The 16325-nt window shown below is 70.7% G+C and carries 16 protein-coding genes and 1 tRNA gene; 14 read left to right on the top strand and 3 right to left on the bottom strand.

Annotated features, from left to right (window positions below):
* Positions 1 to 52 precede the first annotated feature (52 nt).
* Positions 53 to 2812, top strand: a complete 2760-nt coding sequence (locus ACIREE_RS28200; protein WP_404157861.1) for a penicillin acylase family protein — start codon at positions 53 to 55, stop codon at positions 2810 to 2812.
* Between the two features lie 63 nt (positions 2813 to 2875).
* On the opposite strand, the gene ACIREE_RS28205 is transcribed toward ACIREE_RS28200, so the two are convergent.
* Complete coding sequence (locus tag ACIREE_RS28205; RefSeq protein WP_404157864.1) at positions 2876 to 3499, bottom strand: 5-formyltetrahydrofolate cyclo-ligase; 624 nt, start codon at positions 3497 to 3499, stop codon at positions 2876 to 2878.
* A 94-nt stretch (positions 3500 to 3593) separates the two neighbouring features.
* Here ACIREE_RS28205 and galU point away from each other — a divergent pair, with 94 nt between their 5' ends.
* The 7 genes from galU (at position 3594) to ACIREE_RS28240 (ending at position 9099) form a co-directional block, all read left to right on the top strand.
* Complete coding sequence (gene galU, locus ACIREE_RS28210; protein ID WP_404157867.1) at positions 3594 to 4496, top strand: UTP--glucose-1-phosphate uridylyltransferase GalU; 903 nt, start codon at positions 3594 to 3596, stop codon at positions 4494 to 4496.
* A 4-nt stretch (positions 4497 to 4500) separates the two neighbouring features.
* Positions 4501 to 5853 carry a gephyrin-like molybdotransferase Glp gene (glp, locus tag ACIREE_RS28215; RefSeq protein ID WP_404157870.1) on the top strand — a complete coding sequence of 451 codons (1353 nt, stop codon included), beginning with the start codon at positions 4501 to 4503 and terminating at the stop codon, positions 5851 to 5853.
* 94 nt (positions 5854 to 5947) lie between these two features.
* On the top strand, positions 5948 to 6448 hold the full coding sequence (gene moaC / locus ACIREE_RS28220; protein WP_404157873.1) for a cyclic pyranopterin monophosphate synthase MoaC: 501 nt from the start codon (positions 5948 to 5950) through the stop codon (positions 6446 to 6448).
* A complete protein-coding gene (locus ACIREE_RS28225) occupies positions 6445 to 6969 on the top strand; it encodes a molybdenum cofactor biosynthesis protein B (protein WP_404157876.1) in 525 nt (174 codons plus the stop codon). Before moaC ends, ACIREE_RS28225 begins: the two co-directional genes overlap by 4 nt.
* Entirely contained in the window at positions 6966 to 7634 is a 669-nt protein-coding gene (locus ACIREE_RS28230; RefSeq protein ID WP_404158376.1) for a GNAT family N-acetyltransferase, read from the top strand. The genes ACIREE_RS28225 and ACIREE_RS28230 overlap by 4 nt, the downstream gene beginning before the upstream one ends.
* Before the next feature lie 172 nt (positions 7635 to 7806).
* Positions 7807 to 8955, top strand: a complete 1149-nt coding sequence (gene glpR, locus ACIREE_RS28235) for a gephyrin-like molybdotransferase receptor GlpR (RefSeq protein ID WP_404157879.1) — start codon at positions 7807 to 7809, stop codon at positions 8953 to 8955.
* A gap of 70 nt (positions 8956 to 9025) precedes the next feature.
* A tRNA-Ala gene (locus tag ACIREE_RS28240) sits at positions 9026 to 9099 on the top strand.
* 68 nt (positions 9100 to 9167) lie between these two features.
* Here the strand turns inward: ACIREE_RS28240 and ACIREE_RS28245 are convergent.
* A complete protein-coding gene (locus tag ACIREE_RS28245) occupies positions 9168 to 9674 on the bottom strand; it encodes a GNAT family N-acetyltransferase (protein WP_404157882.1) in 507 nt (168 codons plus the stop codon).
* A 46-nt stretch (positions 9675 to 9720) separates the two neighbouring features.
* Here ACIREE_RS28245 and ACIREE_RS28250 point away from each other — a divergent pair, with 46 nt between their 5' ends.
* Together ACIREE_RS28250 and ACIREE_RS28255 are read left to right on the top strand one after the other, a co-directional pair.
* Positions 9721 to 10542, top strand: coding sequence for an exodeoxyribonuclease III (locus ACIREE_RS28250; protein WP_404157885.1), 822 nt, complete (start codon positions 9721 to 9723; stop codon positions 10540 to 10542).
* A 152-nt stretch (positions 10543 to 10694) separates the two neighbouring features.
* Complete coding sequence (locus ACIREE_RS28255) at positions 10695 to 11729, top strand: DUF6528 family protein (RefSeq protein WP_404157888.1); 1035 nt, start codon at positions 10695 to 10697, stop codon at positions 11727 to 11729.
* A gap of 2 nt (positions 11730 to 11731) precedes the next feature.
* Here the strand turns inward: ACIREE_RS28255 and ACIREE_RS28260 are convergent, their stop codons facing one another.
* A complete protein-coding gene (locus tag ACIREE_RS28260; protein ID WP_404158379.1) occupies positions 11732 to 12379 on the bottom strand; it encodes a MerR family transcriptional regulator in 648 nt (215 codons plus the stop codon).
* Positions 12380 to 12549: 170 nt separating this feature from the next.
* On the opposite strand from ACIREE_RS28260, the gene ACIREE_RS28265 reads away from it, so the two are divergent.
* The 4 genes from ACIREE_RS28265 (at position 12550) to ACIREE_RS28280 (ending at position 16272) form a co-directional block, all read left to right on the top strand.
* Entirely contained in the window at positions 12550 to 14097 is a 1548-nt protein-coding gene (locus ACIREE_RS28265; RefSeq protein WP_404157894.1) for a flavin-containing monooxygenase, read from the top strand.
* Positions 14094 to 15080, top strand: a complete 987-nt coding sequence (locus ACIREE_RS28270; RefSeq protein WP_404157896.1) for an alpha/beta fold hydrolase — start codon at positions 14094 to 14096, stop codon at positions 15078 to 15080. The genes ACIREE_RS28265 and ACIREE_RS28270 overlap by 4 nt, the downstream gene beginning before the upstream one ends.
* Complete coding sequence (locus ACIREE_RS28275; protein WP_404157899.1) at positions 15077 to 15952, top strand: SDR family oxidoreductase; 876 nt, start codon at positions 15077 to 15079, stop codon at positions 15950 to 15952. Before ACIREE_RS28270 ends, ACIREE_RS28275 begins: the two co-directional genes overlap by 4 nt.
* Positions 15953 to 16065: 113 nt before the next feature.
* Complete coding sequence (locus tag ACIREE_RS28280) at positions 16066 to 16272, top strand: hypothetical protein (protein ID WP_404157902.1); 207 nt, start codon at positions 16066 to 16068, stop codon at positions 16270 to 16272.
* The last annotated feature ends 53 nt before the right edge of the window (positions 16273 to 16325 follow it).

Genomic DNA, 16325 nt, shown 5'->3' on the forward strand with positions numbered 1-16325 from the left:
TGCTCGTATGGTTGCTCCAGCCAGCCGCTAGCGAAGGACAGCAAGGATCGCGATGCCCTCCACTACGAACGCCTCTTCCGGTCGCCAGTCCGGCAAGAAGAAGGGGCGCCGAGCCCGACTGCTCGTGATCGTCCTCGTGTTGGCCGTCGTCGCGGGCATCGGATACGGCGCCTACTGGGGCGTCGACAGCGTGCGCGCCTCCTTGCCGCAGACGACGGGCTCGGTACAACTCGACGGGCTCGACGGGCCCGTGCAGGTCAAGCGGGACAACTACGGGATCCCGCAGATCTACGCCTCCTCGGACGAGGACCTGTTCATGGCGCAAGGTTTCGTCCAGGCGCAGGACCGGTTCTACGAGATGGACGTGCGCCGTCATACGACCTCCGGCCGGCTCTCCGAGATGTTCGGCAAGGGCCAGGTCAAGACCGACGAGTTCCTGCGCACCCTGGGCTGGCACCGGGTCGCGCAGAAGGAGTACGACTCCAAGCTGTCGCCCTCGACCAAGAAGTACCTCCAGGCGTACTCCGAGGGAGTCAACTCCTACCTGTCGGGCAAGAGCGGCAAGGCGATCTCCGCCGAGTACGTGGCGCTCGGCCTGGAGAACGACTACAAGCCGCAGAAGTGGACCCCGGTCGACTCCGTGGCCTGGCTGAAGGCGATGGCCTGGGACCTGCGCGGCAACATGCAGGACGAGATCGACCGCTCCCTGATGACGAGCCGCCTCGGCCCGAAGCAGATCGCCGATCTCTACCCCGAGTACCCGTACGACCGGAACAAGCCGATCGTGCAGGAGGGCGCCTACAACAGTGCCACGCAGTCGTTCGACTCCTCCGCCGCGGGCACGCAGACGCAGTCCGGCACCACGGGGGCCGCGGGTACCGGCCTGACGGGCAACGCAGAGGCCCCTGACGGCCTTCAGAGCCAGTTGGGCGGCCTCGCCGACGTCCTGGACCAGATCCCCGATTCCGCGGGCCTGGGGCCCAACGGGAACGGCATCGGGTCCAACTCGTGGGTGGTCTCCGGCGACCACACCATCACCGGCAAGCCGCTGCTCGCCAACGACCCGCACCTGGCGCCGCAACTGCCGTCCGTCTGGTACCAGATGGGCCTGCACTGCACGAGCCTGTCGGCGAAGTGCCAGTACGACGCGACGGGCTACACGTTCGCCGGCATGCCGGGCGTGGTCATCGGCCACAACCAGAACATCTCCTGGGGCCTGACCAACTCGGGCGCCGATGTGACCGACCTCTACCTGGAGCGGTTCAACGGCGACGGGTACCTGTACGACGACAAGACGGTGCCGTTCAAGACCCGCAAGGAAGTCATCAAGGTCGCCGGCGGCGATTCCAAGACGATCACCGTCCGCGAGACCAACAACGGCCCTCTGGTGTCGGACCGCAACGATGAACTGGTCAAGGTCGGCAAGAAGGCCCCTGTGGGCAGTTCGGCGCCCGACCGCGGTGACGGCTACGGTGTCGCGCTGCGCTGGACCGCGCTCGACCCCGGCAACACCATGGACGCCGTCTTCGAGATCGACCGGGCGAAGAACTGGACGGAGTTCCGCAAGGCGGCCGCCGACTTCCAGGTGCCCTCGCAGAACCTCACGTACGCGGACACCGAGGGCCACATCGGCTACCAGTTGCCCGGCCGCATCCCGACCCGCAGCAAGGGCGACGACGGCTCGCTGCCGTCGCCCGGCTGGAGCTCCGAGTACAAGTGGACCGGCTACATCAAGCAGGCCGAGCTGCCCTACGAGTTCGATCCCAAGCGCGGTTACATCGTGACGGCCAACCAGGCCGTGGTCGGCAAGGACTACCCGTACACGCTCACCACGGACTGGGGCTACGGCACCCGCAGCCAGCGGATCACCGATCTCATCAAGTCGAAGATCGACGGCGGCGGGAAGATCTCCACCGACGACATCCGCACCATGCAGATGGACAACAGCAGCGAGATCGCCAAGCTGCTCGTGCCCAAGCTGCTCAAGATCGACGTCAAGGACAAGGACGTCCGAGAGGCGCAGCAGCTCCTGGAGAACTGGGACTACACCCAGAACCCCGACTCGGCGGCGGCCGCGTACTTCAACTCCGTGTGGCGCAACATCCTGAAGCTCGCCTTCGGCAACAAGCTGCCCAAGGAGCTGCGGGTCAAGGGCCAGTGCCTGAGCGTCACGCCGGTCGACAACAGCGGTCCGGCCGACGACGACGTGAAGGTGCGCGAGTGCGGTCAGCGGGACGCGGACTCGGCGCAGCCGGACGGCGGCGACCGCTGGTTGGAGGTCGTCCGAAAGATCATCAACGATGAGAAGAACGACTGGTGGCGGGCGCCCAAGACCCGCACCGACAAGGCGGCCGTCAACCGTGACCAGCTGTTCGCGCGTGCCCTCGGGGACGCCCGCTGGGACCTCACGGCCAAGCTCGGCAAGGACATCGACACCTGGAGCTGGGGTCGCCTGCACAAGCTGGAGCTGAAGAACCAGACTCTCGGCACCGAGGGTCCGGGCTGGCTGCAGTACGTACTCAACCGCGGTCCCTGGAAGCTCGGTGGCGGCGAGGCGGCCGTCAACGCGACCGGCTGGAATGCGGCGGGCGGGTACGGCGTCGACTGGGTGCCGTCGATGCGCATGGTGGTCAACCTGGCCGACCTCGACAAGTCCAAGTGGATCAACCTCACGGGCGCCTCGGGGCACACCTTCAGCGCCCACTACACCGACCAGACCGACAAGTGGGTCAAGGGCGAACTGCTGCCGTGGAACTTCACGGAGAAGGCCGTCGGTGCCAGCACCTCGGACACCTTGGTGCTGAAGCCGTAGACCGGCGGTGCATGGTGAAAGGGGCCTCCACGCGCGCGTGGAGGCCCCTTTCCGTAGCGGCAGTCACGTGAAGCGGCGCGCGCCCGAGGGGGTCACCACGGCGTGCACGGCCTTGTCGTGCGCCTCCTCCGGGACGTGCGCGACGACTTCGGCGTCGTAGAGCAGCACGACGAGGGTGGGGTGCGCGCCGGCTGCTTCGAGGCGCGCGAGGACTCTGTCGTACGAGCCCCCGCCCCGGCCGAGCCGCATCCCGCGCGCGTCCACGGCGAGCCCGGGCAGCAGTACGACGTCCGCGGCCGTCACGGCGTCGGGTCCGAGCCGTTCGCCGCCCGGCTCCAACAGGGCGATCCTGCCCGGGTGTTGCACGCCCACGAGCGAGGAGGCGCCCTCGTACGTGCCCCAGTCCAGGTCGTTGTCGGGCAGCAGCACCGGCAGCAGAACCCGCGTCCCGCGCGCGCGGAGTGCGTCGAGGAGCACCGCGGTCCCCGGTTCGCCGCCTACCGAGACGTACGCCGCCACGGTGCGGGCTCCCGCCAACTCCTCGACCTCGAAGGCCCGCTCGGCGAGAACTGTTTCCGTCTCCCGTACGTCATCCATTGGCAAGGTGTTCCTCACCGCGAGGAACTCTCGTCGCAATGTGCGCTTGTCAGGGTGGGCGCCGCGGGCGTCACCTGTGTGCTGACTCATGGGCGGCTCACAAACCTCTCCTAATCTGTGCATATATGTGCCAACAAATCGGATGCACAGATTCCGCCCATAGTCGCCGGATATGGTGACGGGCATGACTGACTCGCACCCCAGGATCACCAAGGCTGTCATCCCCGCAGCAGGCCTCGGCACCCGGTTCCTGCCCGCCACGAAAGCGACTCCCAAAGAGATGCTTCCGGTGGTCGACAAGCCGGCGATCCAGTACGTGGTCGAAGAGGCCGCGTCAGCGGGTCTCGACGACGTCCTCATGATCACAGGTCGCAACAAGCGCCCCCTGGAAGACCACTTCGACCGCAACTACGAGCTGGAGTCCGCCCTTCAGAAGAAGGGCGACGCCGCCCGCCTCGCGAAGGTCCAGGAGTCGAGCGACCTGGCGACGATGCACTACGTGCGCCAGGGCGACCCCAAGGGCCTCGGCCACGCGGTGCTGTGCGCGGCCCCGCACGTGGGCCACGAGCCGTTCGCGGTCCTCCTCGGCGACGACCTGATCGACCCGCGCGACCCGCTGCTCGCGCGCATGGTCGCGGTCCAGGAGCGGCACGGCGGCAGCGTCGTCGCCCTCATGGAAGTGGAGCCCTCGCAGATCCACCTCTACGGATGTGCCGCGGTCCAGGCCACCGGCGACAGCGACGTGGTCAAGGTCACCGACCTCGTGGAGAAGCCGGACCCGGCGGACGCCCCCTCCAACTACGCGATCATCGGCCGCTACGTCCTGGACCCCCACGTCTTCGACATACTGCGCCAGACCGAGCCGGGCCGCGGCGGTGAGATCCAGCTCACCGACGCCCTGCAGCAGCTCGCCGCCGACGAGAAGATCGGCGGCCCGGTGCACGGCGTCGTCTTCAAGGGCCGCCGCTATGACACCGGCGACCGGGGCGACTATCTGCGTGCCATTGTCAGACTCGCATGCGAACGTGAGGACCTGGGCCCGGACTTCCGCGCCTGGCTTCGCAGTTACGTCACCGAGGAGATGTAGCACCTTGAGCAGCGCGACCCCCGCGTCCGCCGTCGGCCAACAGCACCTGTGGTCGGTGGACGAGCATCTGGAGGACATCCTCAGCACCGTCCGTCCGCTCGACCCCATCGAGCTGCAGCTCCTCGACGCCCAGGGCTGTGTGCTCGTCGAGGACGTGACGGTCCCGGTCTCGCTGCCCCCGTTCGACAACAGCTCGATGGACGGATACGCGGTGCGCGTCGCCGACATCGCCGGCGCGAGCGAGGAATATCCGGCCGTACTCACGGTGATCGGCGACGTCGCGGCGGGCCAGGCCGAGCCGCCCACCGTCGGCCCCGGCCAGGCCGCCCGCATCATGACCGGCGCCCCGCTGCCGCCCGGCGCCGAGGCCGTCGTCCCCGTGGAGTGGACCGACGGAGGGCTCGGCGCGGGCCCCGTCTCCTCGATGCCCGCCCACAGCAGCGCACCCGAGGGCGCCTCGGGAGAGGTCCGGGTCCACCGCCCCGCCGAGGCACGCGCACACGTACGCGCGCAGGGCAGCGACGTCCAGGCGGGCGACCGCGCCCTCACCACCGGCACGGTCCTCGGCCCGCCGCAGATCGCCCTGCTCGCCGCCATCGGCCGCGGCACGGTACGGGTGCGCCCGCGCCCGCGCGTGGTCGTCGTCTCCACCGGCAGCGAACTCATCCAGCCCGGCGAGCAGTTGAGCCACGGCCAGATCTTCGACTCCAACAGCTTCGCCCTCACGGCCGCGGCCAGGGACGCCGGAGCCATCGCCTACCGGGTCGGCGCGGTCGCCGACGACGCCGAGACGCTCCGCTCCACCATCGAGGACCAGCTGATCCGCGCCGACCTGGTCGTCACGACGGGCGGCGTCAGCGTGGGCGCGTACGACGTCGTCAAGGAAGCCCTCTCCTCGATCGGCGACCCGGACGAGGAGGGCGGCATCGGCGCGGGCAGCGGCGTCGAGTTCCGCAAGCTCGCCATGCAGCCCGGCAAGCCGCAGGGATTCGGCTCCGTCGGCCCCGACCACACCCCGCTGCTCGCCCTGCCGGGCAACCCGGTCTCCAGTTACGTCTCCTTCGAGCTGTTCGTCCGGCCCGCGATCCGCGTCCTGATGGGCCTGCCCGACGACAGCGTGCGACGCCCCACCACGCGCGCGGTGCTGACCAGCGACAAGGCACTGACGTCGCCGGACGGCCGCCGCCAGTTCCTGCGCGGCGCCTACGACGCCGAGGCGGGCGCGATCGCTCCCGTAGGAGGCTCCGGCTCACACCTGATCGCGGCGCTCGCCCACGCGGACGCGCTGATCGTGGTGGCCGAGGACGTGACATCGGTGGAGCCCGGCACCGAGGTCGACGTGCTTCTCCTGGGCTGAGAACCTGTTTTTGCGGGGCCCGCGATACCGTGTCGCGCACAACAGTCCGGCGCGCCGCACCGCGCACGGCTCGGATCGGGAGCGCCGCAGCACCATGAGCACTTCGCAGGACCGGTTTGATCGGCTCACCCACATCGACGAGGCGGGCGCCGCCCGCATGGTCGATGTGTCGCAGAAGGACGTCACCGCGCGCACCGCACGCGCCAGCGGCCGCGTCCTCGTCTCGCCGCGCGTGATCGAACTGCTGCGCGGCGAGGGCGTGCCCAAGGGCGACGCCCTCGCGACGGCCCGGATCGCCGGGATCATGGGAGCCAAGCGCACCCCCGACCTGATCCCGCTCTGCCACCCGCTGGCCGTCTCCGGCGTGAAGCTGGACCTGTCCGTGGCGGACGACGCGGTGGAGATCCTCGCCACGGTGAAGACGACGGACCGTACGGGCGTCGAGATGGAGGCCCTCACGGCCGTCTCCGTCGCCGCGCTGACGGTCGTCGACATGGTCAAGGCCGTCGACAAGGGAGCGGTCATCACCGACGTCCGCGTCGAGGAGAAGACGGGCGGCAAGTCCGGCCCCTGGCAGCGCGAGGACCAGGCATGACGGGCATTATCGGGACCTACCGCGCCCTCGTCGTCACCGCCTCCAACCGGGCCGCCGCCGGAGTCTACGAGGACAAGGGCGGCCCCCTGATCGCCGCCGGCCTCACGAAGCTGGGCTTCGATGTCGAGGGGCCGCAGGTCGTGCCGGACGGCGACCCCGTGGAAGCCGCGCTGCGCGCCGCGGTCGAGGCGGCGTACGACGTCGTCGTCACCACCGGCGGCACCGGGATCTCGCCCACCGACCGCACGCCCGAGGCCACGGCCCGGGTCATCGAGTACGGCGTACCGGGCATCCCCGAGGCGATCCGCGCGTACGGACGGCAGCACGTACCGACCGCCGCGCTCTCGCGTGGCCTCGCCGGAGTCGCGGGACGCACACTGATCGTGAACCTGCCGGGTTCCAGCGGCGGAGTGAAGGACGGTCTCGCCGTCCTGGAGCCGCTGCTGACCCACGCCGTCGACCAGCTCCGCGGCGGCGACCACCCCAGGGCCGATGCCCACGCCGCCGGGGGTGCGCACTGAACGGCCCGTCCTGGCCCGTCGTCCTGGCGGAGGGCGATGTCGTCCTCCGTCCCATAAGGCTGCGCGACCAACGTGCCTGGCGCGAGGTCAACCGCCGCAACCGCGACTGGCTGCGCCCCTGGGAGGCGACCATCCCGCCGCCCACCCCGAGCGGCCCGATCGCGCACCGCCCGACCTACCGTCAGATGGTGCGGCACCTGCGCGCGGAGGCGAACGCGGGCCGGATGCTGCCCTTCGTCATCGAGTACCAGGGGCGTCTCGTCGGCCAGTTGACGGTCGCCGGGATCACCTGGGGTTCGATGTGCTCGGGCCATGTCGGCTACTGGGTGGACCAGGGCGTCGCCGGGCGCGGGGTGATGCCCACGTCGGTCGCGCTCGCCGTCGACCACTGCTTCCGCGCGGTGGGCCTGCACCGCATCGAGGTCTGCATTCGGCCGGAGAACGGGCCGAGCCGCAGGGTCGTGGAGAAACTCGGATTCCGCGAGGAGGGCCTGCGTCCACGGTATCTCCACATCGACGGGGGCTGGCGGGACCATCTCGTCTTCGCGCTCACCGCCGAGGAGGTCCCGGAAGGGCTCCTCAAGCGTCTGCGGCGCGCACGGCGCGGTAATACCGCAGGTCCGGGCGCCTCCAGCGCCATCGACCCCGGTACTCCCTCGAAATAAAATAAATGTTCGAAATTGATCGCTGAACGGCCACGGGAGCCATTAAATTCACCTCCCGGGTGGCCAGTTGATCGCACCAGTCGCAAAAAAAGCTCGAAATATCAGCCAGATCGTGCGACACACCGGCTCAATTGGCGGATGGCCTCGCGCAAACCCCTCTACGGTGTGAGGCGTGAGCAGCAGCGGCCTCATCTACGCAGTCATCGTCGGGGCCTGGGCCGCCTACTTGGTGCCGATGTGGCTCCGTAGGCAGGACGAGCTGAACGAAGCCCGTCCGACGGAACGCTTCAGCACCGCCATCCGGCTTCTCTCCGGACGGGCGGGCATGGAGCGCCGGTACGCCAAGGACCTGCAGGCGCGCTCGCCGGAGACGGACGAGCGGCGCGGCACCCCGGCCGACCCGGACGCGCCCACCGACGCGGTGGACGCCCGGAGTTTCGTCACGCCCCCGCCCGTCACCCGGGAGTACGCGGAGCCCGTCCGCGAGCCCGAACCCGAGCCGGTACCCGTACCGGCGCCCGCAGCAGCCGCAGAGCCCGCGGCGCCCGTCAAGTCCCGCCCCGCGCGCGTCACTTCCGCCGAGGCGCAGGCGCGCGCCCGGCGCACCAAGGTGCTCGCGCGCCGCCGCCGCACCACCGTGCTGCTCTTCGTCGCCTTCTCCATCGGCGCCGTCGTGGCCGCGGTCGGCGGCACCGCGTTCCTGTGGGCACCCATCGCGCCTGCCCTGCTGCTCAGCACGTACATCGTCTATCTGCGGGCCCAGGAGCGACGCCGCTTCGCCTACGTCATGGACCGCCGCCGCGCCGAGATCGCCGCACAGCGGCTGCGGGAGCGGCAGCCGCGCAGGCGGCAGGCGGCCGGACAGCGCGCCGCCGGCGAAGACCTGGAGGAGGGTCCAGGCGGCGACCCGGCCACCGACTCCGGCCTGGAGGCGCTCGCCGCCGACCGGCGCGCGCTCGTCGAGCAGACCGACCACGCGGAGTGGGTCGACCAGCAGCGCGAGCGGCAGGGTCGCCCCGGCCCCGGCGACAGCTGGGACCCCGTCCCGGTGCCACTGCCCACGTACGTGACCGCCCCGGTCGCCCCCCGCGCGGGCGGCGGCATCGACTACGGCGCCCCCGAGACGTGGAGCGCGGCCCGCTCGTCCGCCGCGGAGCAGCAGGCCGAGGCCGAGCCCGAGCAGGAGCAGGCCGCCGACGACGGACGCAGCGACGCCCGCCGCGCCGCGTCCGCCCGGCGCTCCCGCGAGCGCGGCCGCACGCCGCTCTTCGACCAGTACGACGACGGTGCCGACGGGCGGCCGCGAGCCGCCAACGAGTGACCGGGCTGACCAGCTCGGGAACCGATTTCCGAGCACCCCGATGAGGGTGCTAGAGTTTCACTCGTTGCAAGGGCCTGTGGCGCAGTCTGGTAGCGCACCTCGTTCGCATCGAGGGGGTCTGGGGTTCAAATCCCCACAGGTCCACCGCAATTGAGAACCCCGCCGGGTCACCCGGCGGGGTTCTTGCTCTGCCCGGCGCCCGCCCTGGGCGGCTACAGCGCCTTGGCGTAGCAGCGGCTCAGCTCCTCGAAACGGTAGAGGCCGAACTTGGCGCAGGGCTCGTAGCCGCTGGAGACGTAGAGCGCGATGGCCTCCGGCTGCTTCGTCCCCGTCTCCAGGACCATGCGGGTGCGTCCGGCCGCGCGGGCGTCCGCCTCCAGAGCCGCGAGTATCTGGCGGGCCAGGCCCAGGCCGCGCGCCTCCGGGGTGACGTACATGCGCTTCAGCTCGGCGTCGCCGTCCGCGTACCCCTCGTCGTTCGCGTCCTGCGCGCGCCAGCCGCCGGTCGCGAGCGGCGTGCCCGCCGCGTCGTACGCGATCAGGTACAGCCCCTGCGGCGGGGTGAACATCGTCGGGTCGAGCGGTGTGACATCGCCCTCGTCGCCGTAGCGCTCCGCGTATTCGAGCTGGACGCGGTCGTTCAGCGCCACCGCGTCGGGGTGGCCGAAGGAGACGGGGCGCAAGGTGAGGGCAGCGGCGGGCGCGGGGTGAATACTCATGCGGGTGATCGTAACTCTATGCTTGAGGGTGCGGCTTACGTATTAAGTGTGCCGGTACGGTGGCCCGGTGCTGACTGTGACCTCTGTGAACGTGAACGGGCTGCGTGCGGCCGCCAAGAAGGGCTTCGTGGAGTGGCTCGCCGAGACCTCCGCCGACGTGCTGTGCCTGCAAGAAGTGCGCGCCGAGCCGGACCAGCTGCCCGCCGGGGTGCGGGAACCCGAGGGCTGGCACGTCGTGCACGCTCCGGCCGCCGCCAAGGGGCGGGCCGGCGTCTCGCTCTACACGCGGCGTGAGCCGGAGCGGGTGCGGATCGGCTTCGGGTCGGCCGAGTTCGACGGCAGCGGCCGGTACGTGGAGGCCGACCTCCCGGGTGTCGTCGTCGCCAGTCTCTACCTGCCCTCCGGCGAGGTCGGCACCGAGCGGCAGGACGAGAAGATCCGCTTCATGGCCGAGTTCCTCGAGTACCTGAAGGGGCTGCGGGTGCGGGCCGCCGCCGAGGGGCGCGAGGTCGTCGTCTGCGGCGACTGGAACATCGCCCACACCGAGGCCGACCTCAAGAACTGGAAGGGCAACAAGAAGAACTCCGGGTTCCTCCCCGAGGAGCGGGAGTGGCTGAGCCGGGTCTTCGAGGCGTCGGACGGCGGTTACGTCGACGTCGTGCGGGCCCTGCACCCGGATGTCGAGGGGCCGTACTCGTGGTGGTCGTACCGGGGGCGGGCCTTCGACAACGACACCGGCTGGAGGATCGACGCGCACGTCGCGACACCCGGGCTCGCGGACCGTGCGGTCAAGGGGTTCGTGGAGCGGGCCGCCACGCATGAGCAGCGTTGGTCGGACCATGCCCCCGTGACAGTCGTCTACGGGTGACAGTCGTCTACGAGTGGCAGTCGTCTACGGGTAGGAACAGAGCGCGTCGTAGGGCTTACGTACCCTCGTGCGGCATGGCAGATTCTGGTCGCGTACATGATGAGCCCGGGGTTGGCCCCCTGGGGCAACTGCCTTTCGTACGGGGGTAATTCATGTCCAGTTCCTCTCGTGTTCCGTCCCGGCGCGGTCTGCTGCTCGGGGTCGCGGGGGCCGGCGCCGGGGTCGCGCTCGGGGCGGCCGGGGCGGGGCAGGCGGCGGAGGGCGCGGGGGTGCCGCCCGTGGTGCTCACCGAGCAGGCGAGCAAGCGGATCCTGGTGCTCGATCCGGCGAAGGACGTCTGGGACCCGGGGGCCGATCCGGGGGCGGTCCGGTGGGCGTTCTCTCCCGTGGGGGACGGCCGGTACCGGGATCTGGAGCCCGAGGTCAGCTGGGTGTATCCGAGTGAGGCGAAGGTGCGGCGGCACCGTGGGCGGACGTTCCTGCTGACCACCGCGTCGTTCGGGTTCGTCGGCGTGGTGGAGTGGCCGGGCGGGCGGCGGTACTGGGGCACGGCCATCGGGGCCGGGGACGATCTGTTCAACCCGCACACCGCCGAGATCCTCCCGGACGGGAACGTCGCCGTCGCCTGCAGCACCGGCGCCCGCGTGCGGCTGTACGCCGCCTCGCTCGGGCCGCGGGCCACCCGGTTCACGGAGGCCGAGCTGAAAGGCGCGCACGGGCTGCACTGGGACCGGGAGCGCCGGGTGCTGTGGGCCATGGGGGACGACGAGCTGGTGGCGTTCGAGGTGGCGGGGACGGCGGCGCGGCCGCGGCTCGTGCGGCGGTTCGCCGATCCGCTGCCGGTCGCGACGCCGGGGAAGTCGGCCGGCGGGCACGATCTGTTCCCCGTCGCGGGGCGGCCGGGGCGGGCGGGACGGATGTGGGTGACGACCAGCGCGTCGGTCTTCCAGTACGAGCCGCGCGGCCGGACCTTCGTGCAGGACTTTGCGGGTGCCGGGGAGATCGTCCGCAAGGGCGTGAAGTGCGTCGGCAACGATCCGCGCACCGGGCGGGTCGTGACCACCGTGCCCGAGGCGGGGCTCGGGGAGACCTGGTGGACGACGACCGTGAGTGTGCACCGGCCGCAGGGCGCGTACAAGCTGGTCGGCGGTGGGATCTACAAAGCCCGCTGGTGGCTGCCGGCCTGACCTCAGCGTGACGGCGGGCCGAGTTTGCGGTCCAGGGCCATCGAGAGCTCGGCCTCGACCACCGACTTGGCCAGTGGGCGCAGGCGCTGGACGTCCTTCTCGTCGCCGTGCGCGAGGATCAGGTCGGTGAAGAGGGTGGCCATGGCGTCGGCGTGCTCCCGGACGCGGCTCGCCGCCGCGAGGACCTCCGCGAGCGGGACGCCCTCGCGCACCAGGGCCGCCGAGACCTCCAGAAGGCGGCGGCTGATGTGCACGATCTCTTCGCCGTCGGTGCCCAAGTAGCCGAGATCCAGGGCTGCTTGGAGGTTTTCGGGGGTCACTTCGCCGGCGAAGTGATCGGCCAGTTCCTCTGGGGTGAGGCGGACCGGGGTCTCCTCCGTGGGTTCGCCGAGGCCGAGGAGTTCGCCCACGTCGCGGCCGCGGTCGAAGGCCTCGGAGAGTTCGGCGATGCCGTTGAGGGTGTGGCCGCGGTCCAGGAGGGCGGCGATCGTGCGCAACCGGGTCAGGTGCGTCTCGTCGTACCAGGCGATGCGGCCGTCGCGCCGCGGCGGCTTGATCAGGCCGCGCTCGCGGTAGAAGCGCACGGTGCGGACCGTGATGCCGGCTTCCTTGGCCAGCTCCTCCATGCGGAACTCGCGGAATTCCCGCAGCTCGCCGTGGTCGCCGCCTGTTCCCGTTGCTTCTATTGCCACGTAGGAAGCCTATGTCCAACCGCCGGTAACTTTCCTCGGCCCGACCCCTACCCATCGGTACGGTGCTGCTCTACGCTCCAATTGCGCCAGTGTTCACTGGCAGAGTCGCGCGGCAGGGAGGCGCCGGGATGACCGAGCAGGAGCACGAGCACGTACGGGTGGCGGTGATCGGGTCCGGCTTCGGCGGGCTCGGCGCGGCGGTCAGGCTGCGCCGGGAGGGCGTCACCGACTTCGTGGTCCTGGAGCGGGCGGACGCCGTCGGCGGCGCCTGGCGCGACAACAGCTACCCGGGGTGCGCCTGCGACGTGCCGTCCCACCTGTACTCGTTCTCGTTCGCCCCGAACCCGGACTGGCCCCGCACCTTCTCGGGGCAGGAGCGCATCCGGGAGTACCTGGAACACGTCGCCGACATCTTCCGGCTGCGGCCGCACATCCGGCTCAACTCCGAAGTACAGGAGCTGCGTTGGGACAGCGAGCGGCTCTGGTGGGAGATCGACACGGCGAGCGGGACGCTCACCGCCGACGTCGTCGTCTCCGCGACCGGGCCGCTCTCCGACCCCAAGACGCCGGACCTCCCCGGGATCGACACCTTCCCGGGCAAGGTCTTCCACTCGGCGCGCTGGGATCACGGCTACGACCTGCGCGGCAAGCGCGTCGCCATGATCGGCACCGGCGCCTCGGCCATCCAGATCGTGCCCGCCATCCAGAAGGACGTCGCCGCGCTGACCCTCTTCCAGCGCACGCCTCCGTGGGTCATGCCGCGCGCCGACCGCGCCATCACCAAGGCCGAGCGCTGGGTGCACCGGCAGCTGCCCTTCACCACGCAGGCGCGGCGCGGACTCCTGTGGGGCATACGGGAGTTGCAGGTCCAGGCGTTCACCAAGCGGCCCAACGAACTGGGCATGGTCGAGCAGCTCGCCAAGCGCAACATGCACCGGGCGATCAAGGATCCGGGCCTGCGCGCCAAGCTCACCCCTGACTACCGCATCGGCTGCAAGCGGATCCTGCTCTCCAACACCTATTACCCCGCGCTCGCCCAGCCGAATGTCGACGTCGTGGCGTCGGGGCTGAGCGAGATCCGGGGCAGCACCCTCGTGGCCGCCGACGGCAGCGAGGCCGAGGTGGACGCGATCGTCTTCGGCACCGGGTTCCACGTCACCGACATGCCGATCGCGCAGCGGGTCATCGGCGCGGACGGCGTCAGTCTGGCCGAGAGCTGGAAGGGCGGGATGGCCGCCCTGCGTGGGGCCACCGCCGCCGGATTCCCGAACTTCATGACCGTCATCGGGCCGAACACCGGCCTCGGGAACTCCTCGATGATCCTGATGATCGAGGCCCAGCTGAACTACCTCGCCGACTACATGCGGCAGTTGAACGTGCTGGGTGGCCGCGTCGCCCTCACCCCCCGCGCGAGCGCCGTCACCGGCTGGAACAACCGCGTACAGGACCGGATGAAGCGCACCGTGTGGAACACCGGCGGCTGCAACAGCTGGTACCTCGACGAGAACGGGGTCAACACGACCGTGTGGCCCGGCACCACGACCGAGTTCCGGCAGGCCACACGCCATGTGGACGTAGGGGAGTACGAGGTGGTGCGGGCCCCGGCCGAAGCGCCGCGGGCCCGCACGGCACAGGTCAGGGGTTCGAGGAAGAAGACGGAGGCGAGCGCCGCGTGAGCCGCTTGATGCACATGCGGACCGGGCCCTTCGCGCCGCCTGTCGCCGCCCACGAACTGACCGCCGTCTCGGCGGACGGGTCCCGGCTGCACGTCGAGGTGCACGGCCCCGAGCACGCGCCCTCGGTGGTGCTGTCGCACGGGTGGACCTGCTCGACGGCCTTCTGGGCCGCGCAGATCCGCGCCCTCGCCACCGACCACCGGGTGATCGTGTACGACCAGCGCGGGCACGGGCGTTCCCCCGCCGCCACGCAACTCCCGTACGCCCCCGACATGTTGGCCGACGACCTGGAGGCCGTGCTCGACGCGACGCTGGCGCCGGGGGAGCGGGCGGTGCTCGCCGGGCACTCCATGGGCGGCATGACGATGATGGCCGCGGCCGGGCGTGAGAAGTTCAAGGAGCACGCGGCCGCCGTCCTGCTGTGCAGCACCGGCAGTTCGAAGCTCGTGGCGGAGGCGACGGTCGTGCCTCTGCTGGTCGCGGGCGCGCTGCGGACCCGGATGACCCGCGCGATCCTCGGGTCGAAGGCGCCGCTCGGCCCCGTCACGCCCTTGGGCAAGCGGGTGTTGAAGTTCGCGACCATGGGTCCGGGTGCGTCGCCCGGCAAGGTCGAGGCCTGCGCGCGGATCGTGCACGCGTGTCCGCGCGGGGTGCGCCACGGCTGGTCGCACGTCCTGGAAACGCTCGAAATGGACGCGGCCATAAGGGAGTTGACGATGCCGGTGGCCGTGCTCGGCGGCACCGTGGACCGGCTCACGCCCATCGTGCACGCCCGGCGGATCGCTGCCGAACTGCCGCACTGCGTGGGTCTGACCGAGCTGCCCGGCCTCGGGCACATGACGCCGATCGAGGCACCGGAGGCCGTCACGGAGAACATCCGTGAACTGGCCGCCACTTACCTGGGAACAGAGTCCGGCACACAGCCGGACTCGTCGCAAGCGCAGTCGCAAGCACAGTCGGAGAAGGGGGCGGATGTCGCATGAGCAGGGTCAGTCTTGAGGGGCAGGTCGCGGTCGTCACGGGAGCCGCGCGCGGCGTCGGTGAGCTGCTCGCGCGCAAGCTGTCGGCGCGCGGCGCGAAGATCGCGCTGGTCGGCCTGGAGCCGGACGAGCTGAAGCAGGTCGCGGGCCGGCTGCACGCCGACGCCGACTGGTGGCACGCCGACGTCACGGACCACGTGGCGATGGCGCGGGTCGCCGAGGAGGTGAAGGAGCGGTTCGGGAAGGTCGACATCGTCGTGGCGAACGCGGGGGTGGCCACGGGCGGCCCCTTCGTGGACTCGGACCCCGTCGCCTGGCGCCGCGTCATCGAGGTCAACCTCATCGGCTCCGCCGTGACGGGCCGCGCCTTCCTGCCGGTCCTGATGGAATCGCGCGGCTACCTGCTGCAGATCGCCTCGCTCGCCGCGATCACGCCCGCGCCGATGATGAGCGCGTACTGCGCGTCCAAGTCGGGCGTGGAGGCGTACGCGCACAGCCTGCGCGCCGAGGTCGGCTACAAGGGCGTAGGGGTCGGCGTCGGCTATCTGTCCTGGACCGACACCGACATGGTGCGCGGCGCCGACCAGGACGACGTGATGCGTGAGCTGCGCCAGCGGCTGCCGTGGCCGTCGAACAAGACGTACCCGCTGGGCCCGGCCGTCGACCGGCTCGTGGCGGGCATCGAGCGGCGGTCCTCGCATGTGTACGCGCAGTGGTGGCTGCGCGGCATGCAGGGCATCCGCGGCTATCTGCCCGCGGTCATCGGGTCCGTCGGCCGGCGCGAGATGCGCCGGTTCGAGCCGCGGCTCGGCAGCGTGTCGCGGGGCCTGGTGGGGGCGGGCGGCGCGGCCGACGAAACGGTACGTGCTGGCTGACCTGCGTTTTCTTCGCCTCCGCACCGACGGTCACTGATCGAAATGCGTGGAATGTCGGGGCGTGTCAGTCTGGTCGGGGCCCACCCCTCCAACCCACTACGGGAGTGAAAAGCATGGGCATCATGGACCAGTTCAAGGACAAGGGCGAAGAGCTCTCCAACAAGGCCAAGGACCGCGCGAGCGGTGCCAAGGACGAGGCGAGCGAGCGCGGACAGCAGGGCCAGGACCAGCTTCGCGAGCGTGGCTCGCAGGGCCGGGACCAGGCTCGCGACCGCGCACAGGATGCGCAGGACAAGTTCGACCAGGACCGCGACTCCTGACGCTCTTCCCTGAGCGAAGTGGGCCCCGCCCGGGACGCCGGGTGGGGCCCTAC

It is taken from the genome of Streptomyces sp. NPDC102467 (genome assembly GCF_044765445.1).
Lineage (GTDB): Bacteria > Actinomycetota > Actinomycetes > Streptomycetales > Streptomycetaceae > Streptomyces.